We start from the raw sequence: 17,537 nt of genomic DNA, 5'->3' as shown, positions 1-17,537 counted from the left end.
ATATAATCAGTTTTTGTAATCTTTTGTTGCAAAAGTATGAATTTGAGCCAAAATTTTACACCCAAAATGGGGTTTAATATATTAAAAGACAATTAAAATTTTGATTAGCGCCCAAGAAGAGAAAATCCCTAACTGAGGCTTTGTTCAATGGCTAATTACTTTAAGCCTTCAGAAAAAGGGCTGTGCGATAACGCAGATTTCCCACTAGAATAAAACAGCTTTATCAAAATTGGCTGGGATTTCATAGTTGTTATTTATACCGGATTTTGTGTTCCAACTATTGTAGAAAGGTTTACGCACAATGCTTTCGGTGCAACTGCAAGTTTTTTGTTTTGGATAAATATACATGACTTCTGCTGACCAAATGCCAGCTAGTGGCTCAACGTTAACATTACATTCAGATCCCAATAACACCAAAGAAACCGATCCCCTGAGAAAGGCGAATGGTGTTTATGTGACGGTGCATGGTCATTTTTACCAGCCACCAAGGGAAAATCCTTATCTGGACGCAATTGAACGCCAAGCGAGCGCTGCACCTTTCCATGACTGGAATGAGCGGATTCATTGGGAATGCTATCGTCCAAATGCCTTTGCCAGAGTCTTAAATGACCAAGGCGAAGTGGTGGGGATCGTCAACAATTATGAGTATTTTAGTTTTAATATTGGGCCAACGCTGATGTCGTGGCTAGAACGCTACGATGTGGAGGTTTATCAGCGAATTTTAGAGGCGGATGCCAAGAGTAGCGATCGCTTGCAAGGTCACGGGAATGCGATCGCGCAAGTATACAATCACATCATCATGCCTCTGGCGAACGAACGCGACAAATACACCCAAATTCGCTGGGGTAAAGAAGACTTCCGCTCCCGCTTTGGCCGCGATCCCGAAGGCATGTGGCTAGCAGAAACTGCTGTAGACTACCCCACCCTAGAAGCTCTTGTTGCTGAGGGTATTCGCTTCATTGTCCTTGCACCGTCTCAAGCCCTGCGTTGCCGTCCCCTCCCCACTGAAGATCATCCCGATGCTGAATGGATCGAAGTCGGGGGTAGTCAGATTGATTCTACCCGTCCCTATCGTTGTTATTTGAAAGATAGTCAAGAGTCAAACCAAACAAATGACAAACCCTACATTGATATCTTCTTCTACGATGGGCCGATATCACGAGACATGGGTTTTAGTGATGTCGTTTTTAATTCCAGTCACTTTGCCGGACGTATCGGTTCGGCAGTGCGTGGGGATCATCGTCTGGCACAGTTAATTTCTGTGGCGACAGATGGGGAAACCTTCGGACACCACAAAAAGGGAACTGAGAAAACTTTAGCCTACGCCTTTACTAAAGAGTTTCCCCAACAGGGTTGGACGGTGACGAACTTCGCCCACTACCTCAGCTTAAATTCTCCCGGTTGGGAAGTGGAATTAAAGTCAGTCACAGCCTGGAGTTGCGCCCACGGTGTCGGCAGATGGGAAGATGACTGTGGTTGCGGTGGAGAAGGTGGAGTTTGGCATCAGAAATGGCGTCGTCCGTTGCGGGATTCCCTAAATTGGCTGCGGGATCAGCTAACTGAGGTGTATGCAGAACATGGTAAGCAGTTATTTCGCGATCCCTGGCTAGCACGAGATGAATATATCCAAGTATTGCGCGATCGCTCTGCTACCAATGTCAACCGTTTCCTCGCGCGTCATCAAACCCACAAACTAACCGCAGCCGAACAAGTAGACGCTTTGCGCCTGTTAGAAATGCAGCGTCACGCTTTATTGATGTTCACTAGTTGCGGTTGGTTTTTTGAAGAAATTTCCCGTCCAGAGGGGACACAAATTCTGCGCTACGCCGCCCGTGCATTGGAATTGGCAGGGGATGTAGCTGGTGTACAGTTAGAAAAAGGCTTCGTCAAACGTCTTGGTTTAGCCCCCAGTAATGTAGATCAGTTTAAACACGGTGCGGAAATTTATCGGCAACTCGTGTTAACTGCCCAACTTGGATTTAAGCAAGTAGCAGCCCATTACGCCATTACTTCCCTATTTACTAATCAGAAACCAGCAGAGGCGCACAATTCCTTACCTAGAAAAGATGCTGCTGACAAACAGTCTCAGCGTTACCACAAAAAGGTTTATTGCTACGCTGCTAATGAGTTAGATTACCAAATGCAACGCATGGGATCGCTAACTCTGGCTATCGGAAATTTAAAGCTGGTATCAGAGATTACTTGGGAAAGTGAGCATTTAGTATTTGCAGTTCTGCATTTGGGAGGCTGGGATTTCCACTGCTGCATTCAACAATTTACTGGGCGGCGTAACTACAGCCAATTAAAAGAAAAGCTGTTTGGGGCGCTAAAACAAGCGAGTGCGGCTCATACTATCTTGGTGATGACACAGCTATTTGGCGAAGAAGCTTTTAGCTTGCAAAATCTATTTGCTGAAGAACGCCACCGAATTATGCGGCTACTTTCTGAGGAAACACTCTCACGCTTAGGACAGTTGTATACCCAAGCGTACCGTGATAATTATGGTGTGCTGATGGCATTTCATCGAGATGAAATAGCAGTACCGCAAGAATTACAGGTTGCAGCAGATATTGCTTTAGGGCATCGCTGTTTGATGACATTACGATCGCTTGAGCAAGATATCGCTGATCCCCAAAAGAGTTGGAATCACATCTTAGAATTGGAGGCGATCGCTACTGAAGCAAAACATCTGCGTTGTCGGCTGAATATTCCCGACGGTAAGCAGATGTTAGAACAATTAATTGCGCGATCGCTCTGGCAATTATTGCACGATGCCAATGGTAGTTTTAATGCAGATATCCAACTGTTGGAGAGATTGATTGATGTCGGGGATCAACTAAATATTGATGTTTCCCTACAGCGATCGCAGGAACTATACTTTAGTTGTCTGCAAAGTCAGATAGCGCCAGTGTGTATCACTAGTTTTGGTAATGAAGCAGAGAATCAGTGTCTTCAGTTGCTCAAGTTGGGCAAAAAGTTAGCCGTTGATGTCAGCACCATCTCAAATCAGTTGGCATAAATGTAGTAGCAAACAGCAGTACATTGGTGTCAACTTCAGCCATAATCAGCAGTTTGTAGTGGGGACTTCAGTCCCCCAAGACAGGACTAAAGTCCTTATACCATTTCTTTGTGAGGCTGCGCTTTCTTTCTTTCTTTGTGTCCTTTGCGCCCTTTGTGGTTCGTTCCTTGTATATTTTGGCGCATCTTCATACAGAATTGGTATTACTACGAACGAACATTTTGATTTAGCTTGATTTCCCAGACAAGTGTTTAACTAAACTTGATATTACTTAACGTGGGAGCGATCGCAATGGTAGGGATAAAGCCACTCACACCTGAACAGTCCGTGGGTATGTTTCTCAAAAAAGGTTCCTGCATGGCGTCCAGGTGATATATCGATCCCAGCTTTGGTTTTAATCTCATATAACCAGGGAAAGGCTACTACTAAAACAGCTATGACAGCGAAGAGGTAGAGAATCGTAGTTTTAATATTGAGGAATCTTAGGGAATTGCTATTTTGATCTTGAGGCATAAATAATCAGAAAATAATAGCTCATCCGATCCTAACCTAAAGCTGAAAATATTGCCTGAAGCGGGGATCAATGTTGTCTGTTTTCTGTTGATTCCAGTTAAGACAGAGGGTTTGTAAATTGCTGATATGATTTTGACCCCCACGGGCAAGGGGAATGATATGGTCAATGCTGAAGTTAGTTTCTATAGTAATTTTACCGCAGCTTTGGCATTGATATTTGTCACGTTGAAAAACATATTTATTTACTGACGGCGGGATATGAATACGGGGAGTTTTGCTCATGTTCTCTCTAGTTACTAAGAAATTCTTCCAAGCTTGGTACGTCTACCCAACTTGCTTTTTGATGCGATTCATGAGATAAATCCATCAACAACTGAGAATAAATTCCTTCTCGCAGCGATGGTATAATTTCTTGATTGCGGTCAATTCCTTGTATCCATTGGTCTACTACGCGGATAAATGCCGAAATGCGTCCATCAGCATAATTATTGGTAAAAATTAACCGATTCGGTATTTCGATTTCCGTCAAAGGTTTACCTACCTGGGAACCCCAAACACGAAAACCATGTATATAATCTTTTTGATTTTCACTACCCACAATTAATGTACCGCGATCGCCATATACTTCTACCCAATGAGTTCTTGATGCATGAACCACCGCACTGATAGAAAGTTGGCAAGGTGTACCATCTGCTAATTCCAGTGTTAATATACAGTTGTCATCTGTATCAACTGCTTTAGATTCCCCACTAACAGGGTCAACTCGTCTAGGAATAGCAGTAGTTAAATGGGCGTTTAATCTACGCACTGGGCCGAATAACCAGTAAATATAATCGAAAGCGTGGGAACCCAAAGATCCCAATGCACCGCCTCCTTTCTCTTTGTCAGAATACCAATTCCAAGGGCGTGAAGTATCAGCACGAGAAGAACCTAACCAATCAATTTTAATTAAGCGTAACTTACCCACATAATCTTCTGACAATAATTCAGCAAACAACTGCCATCCTGGTACAAAGCGAAATTCAAAATCTACAGTTGCAATAACACCTTTTGCTTTAGCTAACTGATAAAGTTCTTTAGCCTCAACTGCATTTAAACTTGTCGGTTTTTCTAATAATAAATGTTTCCCAGCTTCCAATACGGTTTTTGCCATTTCATAGTGCAAAAAAGGCGGCGTAGAGATGCTAACTGCTTGCACTTCTGGTAATGCCACAATATCTGTCAGTGAGTCGGAAGCGTGGGGGATATTATGGGATTCTGCTATAGCTTTAGCTTTATTTATATCTCGGTGATAAACAGCAACTACCTCAGTTTGAGGATGTGCTTGGAATCCAGGGATGTGGACTTTTTGACCAAATCCAGTGCCTGCGATCGCAATCCCAATCATATCATTATTTACTCCTATAATTATCGAACAGAATAAAAGCGCCAGTCGTCAGAATATTGTCTATAAAAAAGCCAAATAAGAGTTTAAAACCTGAGTATTCCTCTGTCATAGTTCTTGGTAAGAGGTTATATAGACTATACCTTTTTCTGGCAGCAGCGCAACTTCTAAAGCTTTGAGGACTTTATCAAGAGCAATGTCTACGACGGGTTATTCGGCGTCGCAATCTGAAGACAGTTTGCCATATACTCAGTAGCAAAAGTGTTGAATGTTAAGAAAAATCCGATAAAAACAGCCCAAAATATGTTAAATTTTGGGCGGAAGATTAAAGTATATCTATTTAGTAGTGATTATAAATTCATTTCCCAAGATTGTCAAAGGTATCTTGAGAGGACTGCCAAAAAACGATTATCCAGTATTGAACAGTCGTCTGTTCTTTGAGTGCTGGTTATCTTATGCTATGGATAACAGTTTAACAAGTATGCGAGATTTGTTTAACAGATTAAACAACACAGGATTTGAGGTAGATATTTCTACTTTCTCGAAAGCAAACTTACATCGAAGTCAAAAACCTTTTCAAGAAATTTACCAAAAATTAAATGAACTAGTACAGAAAAAAGTTCAAAAAAAGTTACATGATAAATATGCAATTTGTCCAATAGATTCAACAATTATTACTCTCACAAGTAAATTGTTATGGGTATTAGGACACCATCAAGTAAAACTTTTCAGTTCTCTAAATCTAGCTACTGGAAGTCCATCAGATAACTTCATCAATTTTGGGCATGACCATGATTATAAATTTGGCTCAAAAATGATGTCTAATCTACCAATAAATGCTGTTGGAGTAATGGATAGAGGGTTTGCTGGATTGAAATTTATCCAAGAATTAGTGCAAGAAAACAAATACTTTGTTTTGCGGATTAAAAACAATTGGAAACTAGAATTTGAGGATGCAAGTGGATTAGTCAAAGTAGGTGCATCTGATGATGCTCAATCCTATAGAGTCATTAATTTTTGTGATCTAGAAACTAAAACTGAATTCCGTTTAGTAACTAATTTACCTTCATCGGAAGATGCAGCTGTTAGTGATGATGAAATTAGGGATATTTATCGATTACGTTGGGGAGTTGAACTCTTATGGAAGTTTTTAAAGATGCACTTGAAACTTGACAAATTAATTACCAAAAACGTCAATGGTATCACCATACAAATTTACGTTAGTTTGATAGCTTATCTGATTTTACAGATATTATCTATCCCACAACAATGGGGACATACGCTATTAGATAAATTCCGCTATTTACAATCTTGTATGTGTCAGAAAATCAGTTATGTTCATTGGTTTGAGGAGATGATGTCATGTTAACTATTTTAGGCTTTTTAGAGTTAGTGTAATTAAATATGTAAAGTTTTGTATTAGGATTCAACATTTCTGACTCAGTAGTTGCACAAGCAACCGGATTTTGGGATACCCAATAGCAAGGTTCATCTAGAACTTACGCACAACAGATTCGCTTTACGTGGTAAAGTTAATAACACTAACGGATTTTAAATATGCGAGTTCAAATAACTGTAGTTGCGATCGCACTAATGTTAGTGGGTGGGAAAAATCTAGAAGCCCTTGCAGACTCGCAATCTTCTACTCAGGATACATCTAGTGGTATTGTGACCCCAGAAGCTACGATCCATATAGAAGAGGATGCCAAATATGCTGATTATATAGCAGGGACTTCAGGAGATAACCAGACCCTTGAATTTTCCCAAAAAGTTGTCAAAGACATCCAAATTCGTTTTATTAATGACAAAGGTGAGTTGTTTGATGATAAAGGTCAGCCGATCAAAGGGCGGACTCAGACAGATTTTATCATTGGATTGCTAAGACTCAAACCTGGTCAAGTATTCCGTGAAGATTTACTTCAAGCAGACTTGCGACGATTGAGGAGATTAGAGTCATTTAATCAAGTAAATGTCGATCGAAAAGAAGATGCAAACAGTGTTAATATCATCTATAAAATCAAAGAGCGTCACTTTCCTTCTCTAATCTTAGGAGGCGGAAATAACGATGATGTTGGGCTATACGGTCGGGTAGGTTATAAAGATGCAAATATTAGCGGTTTTAACGATAAATTAGATACAACTGTGCAGTTGAGCAGTAAAGATGTCCAGTTTAATGGTCAATTCACTAGTCCTTATCGTCCTGGAGAACCAAACCGCTTAGGCTATAGCATTAGAGGTTTTCGTAGTCGAAATATATCGGGAACCTTCAACGAAGATATCAGATTGTCTAACGGCAACAAAGTGCGAGAGGGAAGGTTTGGCGGTTCTGTGGCACTTTTACGAGCTTTTGATGAGTGGAATACATCAGTGGCTCTCAACTATACCCGGATTAGCCTACGCGATGGAGAATATAACGTTGTACAGGTCGATAGATTAGGGAGTCCCCTATCTGTGAGCGGTACTGGCATTGACGATCTATTTACAGTATCATTTGCTGTATCCAGAGATCAACGCGATCGCAAAGACAAGCCGACTCAAGGATCAATCCTCACCTTCAGCACAGAACAAGCAATACCTATTGGATTGGGTAATATTTCCAGCAACCGCCTACAGGGAAATTATATTCAGTATTTACCAGTCAGTTGGATAGGGAATGGTAGACTAACTGACAATCCCGAAATGTTGGCGATTAATTTACAAATTGGCACGACTATTGGAGATTTTCCACCAGCAGATGCCTTTAATATTGGTGGGCTAAATTCTGTCAGAGGTTACGGTTATGGTAAAGTTGCCAGTGGTCGCAGTTATGGTTTAGCTTCGGTTGAATATCGTTTTCCAATTTTACAGTCAATCGGAGGAGTTCTCTTTACTGACCTCGCCTCAGATTTCGGGTCTAGCGAAACCGTATTAGGAGAACCAGGAGTCCTGCGAGACAAGCCTGGAAGTGGCTTTGGTTACGGCTTAGGATTGCGAGTCAAGTCATCCTTTGGGTTGATTCGAGGCGACTTAGGAATTAGCGACCGGGGAGAAGTTAGATTTGAAGTTACCACAGGTCAGCGATTTTAATCCCATTAGTTTTTACTCTGCGAACCGACAGCGTTAACCTCCGCGTTTCTACCCTGCGGGAATAGTTACCTAGAGTTTTCCAATATCCTTAACTCTTCAGCAGTAGGCTTAGGATGACTAGACTCAAAGCTACCTTTAGGGCAACGTACTTCAAGCATTAGATTATCACCAGTTTCCGCATCCAGCACTTGAGTCAACTTGGCATTTGATTTACAACGCCCACTGTCAAAGTCGATACCGCCTACATAATCAGCTGTAACTTTCCAAACCTTACGGTTGCCGTCGATATTAGGATTATCTTCTTTTGGTGGTTTAGCATCTTTCCACTTTAGGAATTTAATTTCTTTAATTTTCCGATTGCCTAAAAGCTTGGTTACGTCATCTTGCGTTTTGAGCTTCAGTTCGCTATCAAGCTTATTTGAGTTATCACTGTATTTACTGTTAAGCTTATCTGTGGTTTGATTAAAATACGGCATTTACATCAAATTATCGTAGTTTGTTGATGACTCAATTACCTGAATTAACTTGTCAGCCACAAAGTAAATATAAAACTTTCCATGCCTATCCAAACTATTGGTATTTTAAGTCCAGGTGATATGGGACAAGCGATCGCAGCCGTTCTCAATCAAAATGGATTGAAAACTATTGCTGCTCTAGACAATCGCAGTGAACGAACTCGGCAATTAGCAGCCGCAGCCAACATTCAAGATGTGGGTTCCCTCACGCAACTAGTAATTGAATCTGATGTAGTCTTGTCAGTTCTAGTCCCCGCAGCAGCCACCGAAGCAGCGAAGCAAGTAGCTGAAGCGATCGGCAATGTTAGTAAACCCATTCTCTATGTTGACTGTAATGCAATCGCACCCCAAAAAGTGATCAGTATCAGCCAAGTGATTGAATCAGTTGGGGGAACATTCGTAGATGCATCAATTATTGGCCCACCACCACGAGTTCCCAATCGCACCCGCATTTATGCTTCGGGAAAACAGGCCAGTCAACTCCTACAACTGCGGGATCATGGCTTGGATGTGCGGGTGATTGGTGATGAAATTGGTCAGGCTTCCGGTTTCAAAATGACCTATGCAGCCCTGACAAAAGGACTTACAGCAATCAGCACAGAATTACTAATAGCAGCCCATCGTTTAGGCTTGGATAAGCAATTATGGGATGAAGTGTCTAGTAGCCAACAGGAACTTGCTAGCATATTAACCCGTTCGATTCCATCTATGACACCGAAAGCGCATCGTTGGATAGGAGAAATGGAAGAAATTGCAGAAACTTTTAAAGAGTTAGGTCTGACTGAGCGCATTTTTTACGGCGCAGCCGACGTTTACCGCTTGGTGAAAGAAACCTCCTTGGGTAAGGAAACACCAGAAGAATGCAATCGCGATCGTCCATTGGATGAAATCATTACAATCCTCTCCAATGAAGCAATATCTGACACCTAATCTTGAATATTTTATAGATTAATACGCTTGGATTAAGGGTTGATCCTCCCTAACCCTCGTTAAAAAGGAGGGAATTAGAGCAAGCCTTTTTAAAGTCTATGAAACGAGCGATCGCTGTATCTAAATATTTCCTTAAGCCCCCCTTAAAAAGCAGGGCTGTTTCATTCCATTTCAAACAGGATTTGTCAAGATGGTTAGCGAGAAAAATTGTAAGTGAGGGTGACGATGAGATGAACTTTTAAGCACTTAAACAACAGTAAAATTGTTCATTTTATCGGCACGTTAGTAACAAAATAATCAATTTTTAATCGCTAGAAACCTTGATTTTTCTAGCTATTTAGGGAATGAAACAGCCCTGCCCTTAAAAAGGGGGGTTGGGGGGATCTTTCTTTCATGGCAAAATATCAAATAACACCAAGCGTATTGTTTTATAGATAGGGTAAAAAGCGAGAATCTATGACTCAAGAGCAATGGACTGCGGTCGATCATTACTTTACCGATCTGCTTGTGCCGCCCGACCCGGCGCTGGATGCGGCGCTCCAGACCAGCGCGGCAGCCGGACTGCCACCGCACAACGTTTCGCCAAACCAGGGCAAGCTGCTGCTGCTGTTGGCACAAATCCAAGGGGTGCGAAGCATCCTGGAGATTGGCACCCTGGGCGGCTACAGTACTATTTGGCTAGCGCGGGCTTTACCTAGAAAAGGCCGTCTGATCACCCTGGAGGCTGACCCAAAGCACGCCGAAATCGCCCGTGCTAACATCGCCTATGCTGGTCTGTCAGATATTGTTGACCTGCGCCTTGGACAGGCACTCTCTACGCTGCCACAGATTGCCGCCGAGGGTCATACATTTGACCTGATCTTCATTGACGCCGACAAACCTAACAATCCAGATTACTTCACATGGGCGCTCAAGCTTTCCCGTAGCGGTAGCCTAATCATTGCCGATAATGTTGTGCGTAACGGAGCGGTGATTGATGCCACCAGCAGCGATCCTAGCGTCCAGGGGGTGCGTCGCTTCAACGAACTACTCGCCTCTGAGCCGCGTGTCAGTGCCACGGCAATCCAGACCGTGGGCAGCAAAGGATACGATGGCTTTGCGATCGCGATCGTCACTGCTGACCAATAAGGCATTCAACCAAGAAGCTTGAATTTATTACTAAATTTTGGCAGTCGCTCTTTAAGCTTGAATAGCAAGAGATTGTTATTTGCTTAATCTTGGGAACCATTTCGAGGGAAGAGGTAAGCGATCGCAGCGTAACCCGAAACACTGAGTAAACTAACCAAAAAAGCAGCCAAAATAAAAGCAGACATAATGTTATACTCTATGCACTTCCAAAACCTTGGCATCCATCAAAAAACAAAGACTTTGGATACTTTCAAATTAGCAATTGCGTATGACACAGGAGTGACTAGCTTATGTCAATCCCTTGTATCTCCTGCCTCCTGCCTCCTGAACTTAAGCCAAAGGCAGAAAAAACCGAAACGTACTGCCAACTCCCAACTCGCTTTCTACCTGAATCTGACCGCCTTGTAGTTCAATCAAACGATGGGAAATAGTTAAGCCAATACCCGTACCTCCCGAATGGCGATCGCGCGACTGATCGGCTCGCCAGAAGCGCTCAAACACATGGGGCAAATTCTCTGGAGCGATACCTATACCTGTATCTATAACCGCAATCCAGAGAAGAGAAGCTTCAGTCCCAACACGAATCGTAATTGCACCTTCATTCGTGTAACGCACTGCATTACCTAGCAAATTAACCAACACCTGTTCTGTGCGGTCAATATCTGCCAATACAGGAGGCAGCACAGATGGACATTGTAATACCAGAACTGGCCCATCTTCCAACAGCTGGTCAGTGAATTTCTCCACTAATGACTCTAACAATGGACGCAGATTTACCCGTTGGATATTAATTGGCAAATAACCAGCTTCTGCCTTAGACAGTTCTTGTAAATCGTTCACCAACCGCTCTAAGCGCCTAGTTTCTCTAGCCAAACGCCGATAAATTTCAGGAGACGCTTCAATTTCTCCATCAGCTAGTTCTTCTAAATAACCGCGCACCACTGTTAACGGTGTCCGTAATTCATGGGTCATGTCTCCAATTACTTCTCGCCGCCGCGCTTCTACCCCTTCTAAACTGGCCGCCATCAGGTTGAAACTAGCACCCAGTCCATTAAGTTCTGGAATGTCAGACATCGGTAGTCGTGCATCCATCTGACCAGCAGCAAATTTTTGGGTGATTTGTTCCATCTCGGTTAGCCTCTGCATAATCCGTCTAGACACCCAGTAACTCAATCCTCCGGCGGCGGTGGTGCCAACTAACACTGACCAAATAGTGCTTCGCTGCCAAGCAAGTTCAAATCCTGTAACCAATTCAGTACGGACATCGATTAAGTCAAACCCCTGATTTTCTAATCGTTCCAAATGCAGTACAAACAAGCGAGGGGAAGAGATTTTACTGATGCTCACCAGACTAGCTACCCCTACGATCATTACTACTAAGTGGGAGAGAAATAGGCGCCCTCTCAGCCCTATTTTCATAAGATTTAGCCTACCAGAGGATCTTCAAATTTATAGCCCACCCCAACAACAGTTTTAATAAAAGTAGGATTTGCCGAATCAGGCTCAATCTTTTTTCGCAACCGAGCTACATGAGTATCCACCACTCGTTCATCCCCAAAAAAGTTATCTCCCCAAAGTTTATCAATTAGTTGAGTGCGGTTCCAAACTCGACCAGGATTGCTGACAAAGGTAGTTAGCAAGTTAAATTCTAGGGTAGTTAAATCCAAAATTTCAACTTCCTGAGAATCCATCTGACGACTAGCAGTGCGCTGGTCTACATCGACAATAAAGTGTTGAGTACGATTGACTTGATGCTGTCCCCCTTGGCGGAGACTACGCCGCAATAATGCCCGTACCCTAGCTACTAACTCTCTGGGGCTAAAGGGTTTGACCATGTAATCGTCAGCACCAGTAGACAGACCAATGACGCGATCGATTTCCTCACCCTTAGCCGTAAGCATCAAAATGTAAGGATCTTTTGCACCTGGTTTTTGGCGAATTCTGGCACAAACTTCTAACCCATCCAAACCAGGAATCATTAAATCCAGAATAATTAAATCAGGTGGTTGTTCCTGAAACATCCGCAAAGCATTCATACCATCGCGGCTAGTGCGACAAAAAAATCCTTCTTTTTCTAAAGATAGTTCGATTAAATGAGCAATTTCTGGTTCATCTTCAACGATTAAAATATCCATTTAAATTAGGTCTAAGCAAAATGGGACTGAAGAAGATAAAGGAGAGTTCTTTCACCGCGTCTGGTAGTCTTTGCGTATTCTTGTTTGCATGATGTACATTTTTCAACCTCACCCCCAACCCTTCTCCTTGACAAGGAGGGGGGAGTGTTTGTGTCAGCAAATACGGGGTGAGGTGACTAGTGTATGCACCGAAGTGAGAACCGCTATAATTAAAGGTTTGAATTTGACGGCGTGCGATAACTATAGCCAACATTAGAATCTTTTTGAATGTGTGTTTTAATACTATCAAGGTCAATGAAGCAGTCAGCAACATCAATCAAGCTTTCACTAGTGCTATTTTGTAGACTCACCACTTCCACCCGAACCCCTATTCTGCTAACAGCGTTTACAGCATAGGCTAGATCCCCATCGCCACTGACTAAAATCGCAGTATCATAATAAGGCGCTAAAGTTATCATGTCTACAGCAATTTCTACGTTCAGATTTGATTTTTTGAAATTTTCTGCTGGTTGCGTGATATCTTTACCTACTACACGATAGCCATTACGACGCATCCACAATAGAAAACCCTGTTGTTTTTCATTAGTGATATCAACCCCAGTATAGAAGAAAGCACGCAACAGTCTTGAACCGTTAGTTAAATGACAAAGCAATTTAACATAGTCAATTTCTATACCAAGTTGTAAAGCTGTATGAAATAAGCTTAAGCCATCAATAAAAATGGCAACTCGACCACGATTCAAGTTATTTAAAATCGAGCTATCAGGTACAGGATCTTCCGTCTTGGTATCTTTACCTTTGACAGGAGTATCGTTCAAATTTTGCCCTTGCCAATGTGGTTTAGCTTTGAGTACTTTAGGTTCTTTAAATTCATTTCTTTGTTTGCTAAAATTAGTTATAATCATTGATACCTCTGATTTTAAAGCTGGAAAGAGTTTTAGGTAAATTGTCTATACTATATATAGTCTAATCTGTGCTGATTTATAACCCTAGCAGGCAATGGTCTTAAGTCACTACATCTAGATAAACTTAACTAGTGTCTTCTGCACAAGCGGGGAATAAGTTCTAGTGCAAAGCTTTCGATCTGCCCTAGAATTGGCAAACGTCATCTATCTATATTTTATTTTACAGCTAGGAATTTGAAATTTACCGCAGGCTAAGGACGCTCAAATACTGCCAGAGTTACAATCATTTATAATGTAATATGCGATGCCTGCGGCGGGCTACGCCAACGCGCCTCAAAAGGTAAGTTTTAGTAAAATATTTAAGTAATCTTTAATACAACTTTTATAAAAGTTTATCTACAGGCAGTGCTAAATGGTCAATAGTCAGAAAGCGCTGACGAAAATACAAGATTCCCGACTTCTTTAAAGAAGCCGGGAATCTGAATCTTAGTCTTTAGCTAACTTATTATTGGATGTGTAGTAAACCTTACTACCAGTATCAGGGACAAAATGGCAACTGATACATGAATTCCATACTGACTTCCAAATTGGTTCTTCCGATTTGTGGAAATATTCACCCATCACTGGTTTTATTGCCTCAGTTGCCTTCAGCAAATTGTAGTGAGGGATGTTAAGGAATATATGGTGAGCAACATGAGTACCGATATCGTGATGGATATGATTAACCAAACCATAATCACGGTCAATACTAGAAATTGCGCCTTTTAAGAAAGTCCAATCTTCTCCACGATACCAGGGAAGCTCTGGCTCAGTGTGGTGCAAGAATGTCACCAAATCTAGCCAAACTATGAACACAAGGTAAGGCACAGCGTAATATTTTAGCAACCACATCCAACCCCACTGGTAGGTGAGGAAACCTAGCAAACCTACCATGCAAATCAAAAGTACAGTGCTAGTGATGACATCCCATTTTTCCGAGGGTTTAAAAAGCGAACTGCTGGGCAAAAAGTGTGAGCCTTCCTTATTAGGAGAACGCTTAAACAAATACAGAGGATAAGCCAAGAGAAAAACATAATATCTGCCTATCTTCTGGGCTAAAGGCATCTCCTTATATTGTGATTCTGTCACAGGATACCAGCTTTCATCGTTATCAATATTGCCAGTATTTTTGTGATGAGTTCTGTGGCTGATCCGCCAACCATGATAAGGAACAAGTATTGGTGTGTGAGAAAGATGTCCAATCAAATCATTGAGCCATTTATGCTTAGAAAAAGATTGGTGTCCGCAGTCATGCCCGACTACAAACAAAGCCCAAAACATCGTTCCTTGCATTAGCCAGAAAATCGGGAAGAAAAGCCAAGAATCCAGGTAATGAGCAACTGCATAAAGCAGACCGATAATCATGATGTCACGAAAGAAGTAAAAAACTGATTTTGTCACATTGGGCTGAAAGCATTCAGCAGGAATTGCAGCTTTTAAATCCCCAAGTGTGAAAGGTAATTTAGTTGTATCCTCAGAGGTTTCACTGCTAAGAGGATTGTTGAAACTGATGGTATCTAATTGCACTGGATTCTTTTGTTGGATAGAAATCGGAACTTTATTTGAGACAAAATTATCTCATTTCTAGGATGCCCACGAAACTAGCGATCGCTAACACACAAGAGGATAATTTCTGGCAATATGCCTAACAGTTTTAGTAAGTAAAAAATTGCCAGATTTTATTTAAATACAGCATGATAAACGCTCTCGTCGATTCAAGAGCGTGAATGTAATCACAGCGCTATTTATTGCTCTGTGTAATATTCGTTGAAAGTCTTATAACCAACATCAGTTGTGTATAGTTGACATTGGTCTGTAATCTGCTTCATTAAAGGCCAAGAAAACTGACACTCATCATGGAGATAAGGCTGCCAATTTTCTTTGATGCTGCTGTAAGCTAGCCGCAAATTATAAGAAGGAATCGCAGTGGAAATATGATGAGGGACATGAACATTGATATCGTGGCATAGGATTTCTACCCAGCGCGGATAATCGCAATGAATAGTGCCAAATAACTGTGCTAAAGCTTCGTTCCATTTATTCGCTGTCCTAAAAGGAACATCTGCGGCAGTGTGGTGAACAATAGTAAAAGTACTCATCCAAAAATGGTAAATCATCCAGGGTACTAGCCAAAATTTGACAAATCCCCAGATACCAGTTGTGGCGATGAGAATCGGAAAAGCGATCGCAGCAAACACCACTACTACAGCCACCGAAAGCTTGATACTCGATTGGTCTTTAGTTTTGAAGTTCCGCCAATCAAAATGCACTACAGCCCAATGTCCAATGGAACCTACCCACCAAAAGCGTTTACGCATGAACAACTCAAAAGCAGACTGCCGGGTTTTATCCCAATTTTCAAACACTTCTGGTCTGATTGGATGCCAAGCATTGTCCTCATCCAGCTTGTTGGTATGAGTATGGTGATAATTATGCTTAATCCGCCAACTGTGAAAAGGGTAAATTAACGGCATCATGAAAAAATGCCCCACCAAATCATTTACCCAACGACGTTTGGCAAAAGACCGATGACCACAATCATGGGCAATTACAAAAAAACCTGTTAAAGCAGTACCCGTAAAAATCCAAGCTAGGGGCAAGAGAAACCAAGGAGTGATGATTAGGCTGTAATAGCCCAAGGCAACTGCTAATACACTGAGCAGTACTTGTGTCCAAGCTTTGCGACGGTTCTGCTGAAAACATTCCCGTGGCAGGGTTTTGACAATATCTTTGAGCCTAAAGTCGGAATTACCAGGCTCGTCAGTTAGTTTCTGGCTATTAATTATTGATGTAGTCATGGACACCTGAAAAACAACAAACTCCTCTACCAAGTCACTCAAAAAGTGGCTTCCCGCAAAAATTCTTAATATTAGCGCTTTGGATTATAGCAATCTAACCGACACAAGCGCACCCGTAAATAGCTTTTTTAAAAGTTAGGAGTTAGAAGTGATGAGTTAAAAACGTTACACATCATAACTCCAAACTCCAAACTTCAACTCCTAACTCCTAATTCCTAACTCCTAACTAATCTTTGCTGGGGCTAACTTCACATTAGTAGCCAGACCAACTGCTTGTAGCAATTGAACAGTCATCCAAGTTAAATCGATTTCCCACCATTCCAGCCCATGACGAGCCGAGTATTGAAAAGCATGATGGTTATTATGCCAGCCTTCACCGAAAACTAGTACGGCTACCCACCAACAATTAGTTGAGCGATCGCCAGAATCATAACTCTGATAGCCAAATTTATGAGTAGCACTGTTTACCAACCAAGTGCAGTGGTAAACCCAGACAATGCGAACAAAAATTCCCCAAATAACAAACGGCCAGCCACCCAGAAACAAAAGCAATACACCCAGAGCAACCTGGAGCAAAATGAAATATTTTTCTAAAAACTGATAAACTGGGTCTTCTGCAATGTCTTTGGTGAAACGAGGAACATCAGCGTGAGCGGGACAATAATGAATCAGCCAATCCATGTGGCTCCACCAGAAGCCTTTATTAGAATCATGGGGATCAGCGTCAGTATCAGAGTTTAAATGATGAATGCGATGTGTCCCGATCCACTCGATTGGGCCTCCTTGACACGATAGTGTCCCAAAGAAAACCAGGAGATACTCTAGCCACTTGGGAGTTTGAAAACTGCGGTGGGTAACAAGGCGATGAAATCCTAGAGTAACGCCTAAGCCGCCAGTTACCCAGTACAGCAAGAAACCCACACCAACTGCCGTCCAGCTAAAATTGCCAGGAACAAAGGCAAATAAAGCGCCGATGTGCAGTCCAATGAAAAACAGGGTATTAACCCAGTTAATTTGAGGTTTTGTTGAGGTAGCAATTGTCATGCAGTAACCTGAATTTGATTTTTCCAGCCTAGTCTGCGCGATCTTAAAATCCGCATATCTA

General features: G+C 42.0%; 15 protein-coding genes. 5 read left to right on the top strand and 10 right to left on the bottom strand.

The annotated features are described in order from the left end of the window. Positions 1-346 precede the first annotated feature (346 nt). The gene (locus tag V7K73_RS21255) at positions 347-3,019 is read left to right on the top strand and encodes a DUF3536 domain-containing protein (protein WP_334882782.1); all 2,673 of its coding nucleotides are present in this window, start codon (positions 347-349) and stop codon (positions 3,017-3,019) included. A gap of 267 nt (positions 3,020-3,286) precedes the next feature. On the opposite strand, the gene V7K73_RS21250 is transcribed toward V7K73_RS21255, so the two are convergent. Genes V7K73_RS21250 through V7K73_RS21240 form a run of 3 tightly spaced genes read right to left on the bottom strand, consistent with a single transcriptional unit; the run spans position 3,287 to position 4,919 of the window. Beyond that, complete coding sequence (locus V7K73_RS21250) at positions 3,287-3,532, bottom strand: hypothetical protein (RefSeq protein ID WP_334882781.1); 246 nt, start codon at positions 3,530-3,532, stop codon at positions 3,287-3,289. Between the two features lie 36 nt (positions 3,533-3,568). Then, a complete protein-coding gene (locus V7K73_RS21245; protein WP_334882779.1) occupies positions 3,569-3,814 on the bottom strand; it encodes an HNH endonuclease in 246 nt (81 codons plus the stop codon). Positions 3,815-3,821: 7 nt separating this feature from the next. Then, positions 3,822-4,919, bottom strand: a complete 1,098-nt coding sequence (locus V7K73_RS21240; RefSeq protein WP_334882777.1) for a Gfo/Idh/MocA family protein — start codon at positions 4,917-4,919, stop codon at positions 3,822-3,824. Between the two features lie 343 nt (positions 4,920-5,262). Between V7K73_RS21240 and V7K73_RS21235 the strand changes: the two genes are divergently transcribed. Both V7K73_RS21235 and V7K73_RS21230 read left to right on the top strand, forming a co-directional pair. Continuing rightward, positions 5,263-6,285: an IS4 family transposase gene (locus tag V7K73_RS21235; protein WP_334882961.1), complete on the top strand. Its 1,023-nt coding sequence runs from the start codon at positions 5,263-5,265 to the stop codon at positions 6,283-6,285. Between the two features lie 188 nt (positions 6,286-6,473). Then, positions 6,474-7,982, top strand: coding sequence for a BamA/TamA family outer membrane protein (locus tag V7K73_RS21230; RefSeq protein ID WP_334882776.1), 1,509 nt, complete (start codon positions 6,474-6,476; stop codon positions 7,980-7,982). 65 nt (positions 7,983-8,047) lie between these two features. Here the strand turns inward: V7K73_RS21230 and V7K73_RS21225 are convergent, their stop codons facing one another. After that, a complete protein-coding gene (locus V7K73_RS21225) occupies positions 8,048-8,458 on the bottom strand; it encodes a hypothetical protein (RefSeq protein WP_334882775.1) in 411 nt (136 codons plus the stop codon). An 81-nt stretch (positions 8,459-8,539) separates the two neighbouring features. On the opposite strand from V7K73_RS21225, the gene V7K73_RS21220 reads away from it, so the two are divergent. Together V7K73_RS21220 and V7K73_RS21215 are read left to right on the top strand one after the other, a co-directional pair. After that, positions 8,540-9,427, top strand: coding sequence for an NAD(P)-dependent oxidoreductase (locus V7K73_RS21220; RefSeq protein WP_334882774.1), 888 nt, complete (start codon positions 8,540-8,542; stop codon positions 9,425-9,427). Positions 9,428-9,883: 456 nt separating this feature from the next. Further along, a complete protein-coding gene (locus V7K73_RS21215) occupies positions 9,884-10,555 on the top strand; it encodes an O-methyltransferase (RefSeq protein WP_334882772.1) in 672 nt (223 codons plus the stop codon). A gap of 330 nt (positions 10,556-10,885) precedes the next feature. Here the strand turns inward: V7K73_RS21215 and V7K73_RS21210 are convergent, their stop codons facing one another. From V7K73_RS21210 to V7K73_RS21185, 6 genes are all read right to left on the bottom strand, one after another. Continuing rightward, positions 10,886-11,974 carry a sensor histidine kinase gene (locus V7K73_RS21210; RefSeq protein ID WP_334882771.1) on the bottom strand — a complete coding sequence of 363 codons (1,089 nt, stop codon included), beginning with the start codon at positions 11,972-11,974 and terminating at the stop codon, positions 10,886-10,888. Between the two features lie 5 nt (positions 11,975-11,979). Beyond that, positions 11,980-12,690, bottom strand: coding sequence for a response regulator transcription factor (locus tag V7K73_RS21205; RefSeq protein ID WP_324978015.1), 711 nt, complete (start codon positions 12,688-12,690; stop codon positions 11,980-11,982). A 209-nt stretch (positions 12,691-12,899) separates the two neighbouring features. Beyond that, a complete protein-coding gene (locus V7K73_RS21200) occupies positions 12,900-13,595 on the bottom strand; it encodes a LabA-like NYN domain-containing protein (protein ID WP_334882768.1) in 696 nt (231 codons plus the stop codon). 486 nt (positions 13,596-14,081) lie between these two features. Next, complete coding sequence (locus V7K73_RS21195; protein WP_334882766.1) at positions 14,082-15,161, bottom strand: fatty acid desaturase; 1,080 nt, start codon at positions 15,159-15,161, stop codon at positions 14,082-14,084. Positions 15,162-15,379: 218 nt separating this feature from the next. Further along, positions 15,380-16,432: a fatty acid desaturase gene (locus V7K73_RS21190; RefSeq protein ID WP_334882764.1), complete on the bottom strand. Its 1,053-nt coding sequence runs from the start codon at positions 16,430-16,432 to the stop codon at positions 15,380-15,382. A gap of 222 nt (positions 16,433-16,654) precedes the next feature. Further along, positions 16,655-17,476, bottom strand: coding sequence for an acyl-CoA desaturase (locus tag V7K73_RS21185; protein ID WP_334882762.1), 822 nt, complete (start codon positions 17,474-17,476; stop codon positions 16,655-16,657). Positions 17,477-17,537 lie beyond the last annotated feature (61 nt).

The organism is Nostoc sp. (genome assembly GCF_036916975.1).
Classification (GTDB): Bacteria; Cyanobacteriota; Cyanobacteriia; order Cyanobacteriales; family Nostocaceae; genus Nostoc.
The sequence above is the reverse complement of the archived record's forward strand: the minus strand, read 5'-3'. Positions and strand labels throughout refer to the sequence as shown.

Coding starts and splice junctions, on each gene's coding strand:
- V7K73_RS21255 (WP_334882782.1), top strand. CDS start 347: ATGACTTCTGCTGACCAAATGCCAGCTAGTGGCTCAACGTTAACATTA.
- V7K73_RS21250 (WP_334882781.1), bottom strand. CDS start 3,532: ATGCCTCAAGATCAAAATAGCAATTCCCTAAGATTCCTCAATATTAAA.
- V7K73_RS21245 (WP_334882779.1), bottom strand. CDS start 3,814: ATGAGCAAAACTCCCCGTATTCATATCCCGCCGTCAGTAAATAAATAT.
- V7K73_RS21240 (WP_334882777.1), bottom strand. CDS start 4,919: ATGATTGGGATTGCGATCGCAGGCACTGGATTTGGTCAAAAAGTCCAC.
- V7K73_RS21230 (WP_334882776.1), top strand. CDS start 6,474: ATGCGAGTTCAAATAACTGTAGTTGCGATCGCACTAATGTTAGTGGGT.
- V7K73_RS21225 (WP_334882775.1), bottom strand. CDS start 8,458: ATGCCGTATTTTAATCAAACCACAGATAAGCTTAACAGTAAATACAGT.
- V7K73_RS21220 (WP_334882774.1), top strand. CDS start 8,540: ATGCCTATCCAAACTATTGGTATTTTAAGTCCAGGTGATATGGGACAA.
- V7K73_RS21215 (WP_334882772.1), top strand. CDS start 9,884: ATGACTCAAGAGCAATGGACTGCGGTCGATCATTACTTTACCGATCTG.
- V7K73_RS21210 (WP_334882771.1), bottom strand. CDS start 11,974: ATGAAAATAGGGCTGAGAGGGCGCCTATTTCTCTCCCACTTAGTAGTA.
- V7K73_RS21205 (WP_324978015.1), bottom strand. CDS start 12,690: ATGGATATTTTAATCGTTGAAGATGAACCAGAAATTGCTCATTTAATC.
- V7K73_RS21200 (WP_334882768.1), bottom strand. CDS start 13,595: ATGATTATAACTAATTTTAGCAAACAAAGAAATGAATTTAAAGAACCT.
- V7K73_RS21190 (WP_334882764.1), bottom strand. CDS start 16,432: ATGACTACATCAATAATTAATAGCCAGAAACTAACTGACGAGCCTGGT.
- V7K73_RS21185 (WP_334882762.1), bottom strand. CDS start 17,476: ATGACAATTGCTACCTCAACAAAACCTCAAATTAACTGGGTTAATACC.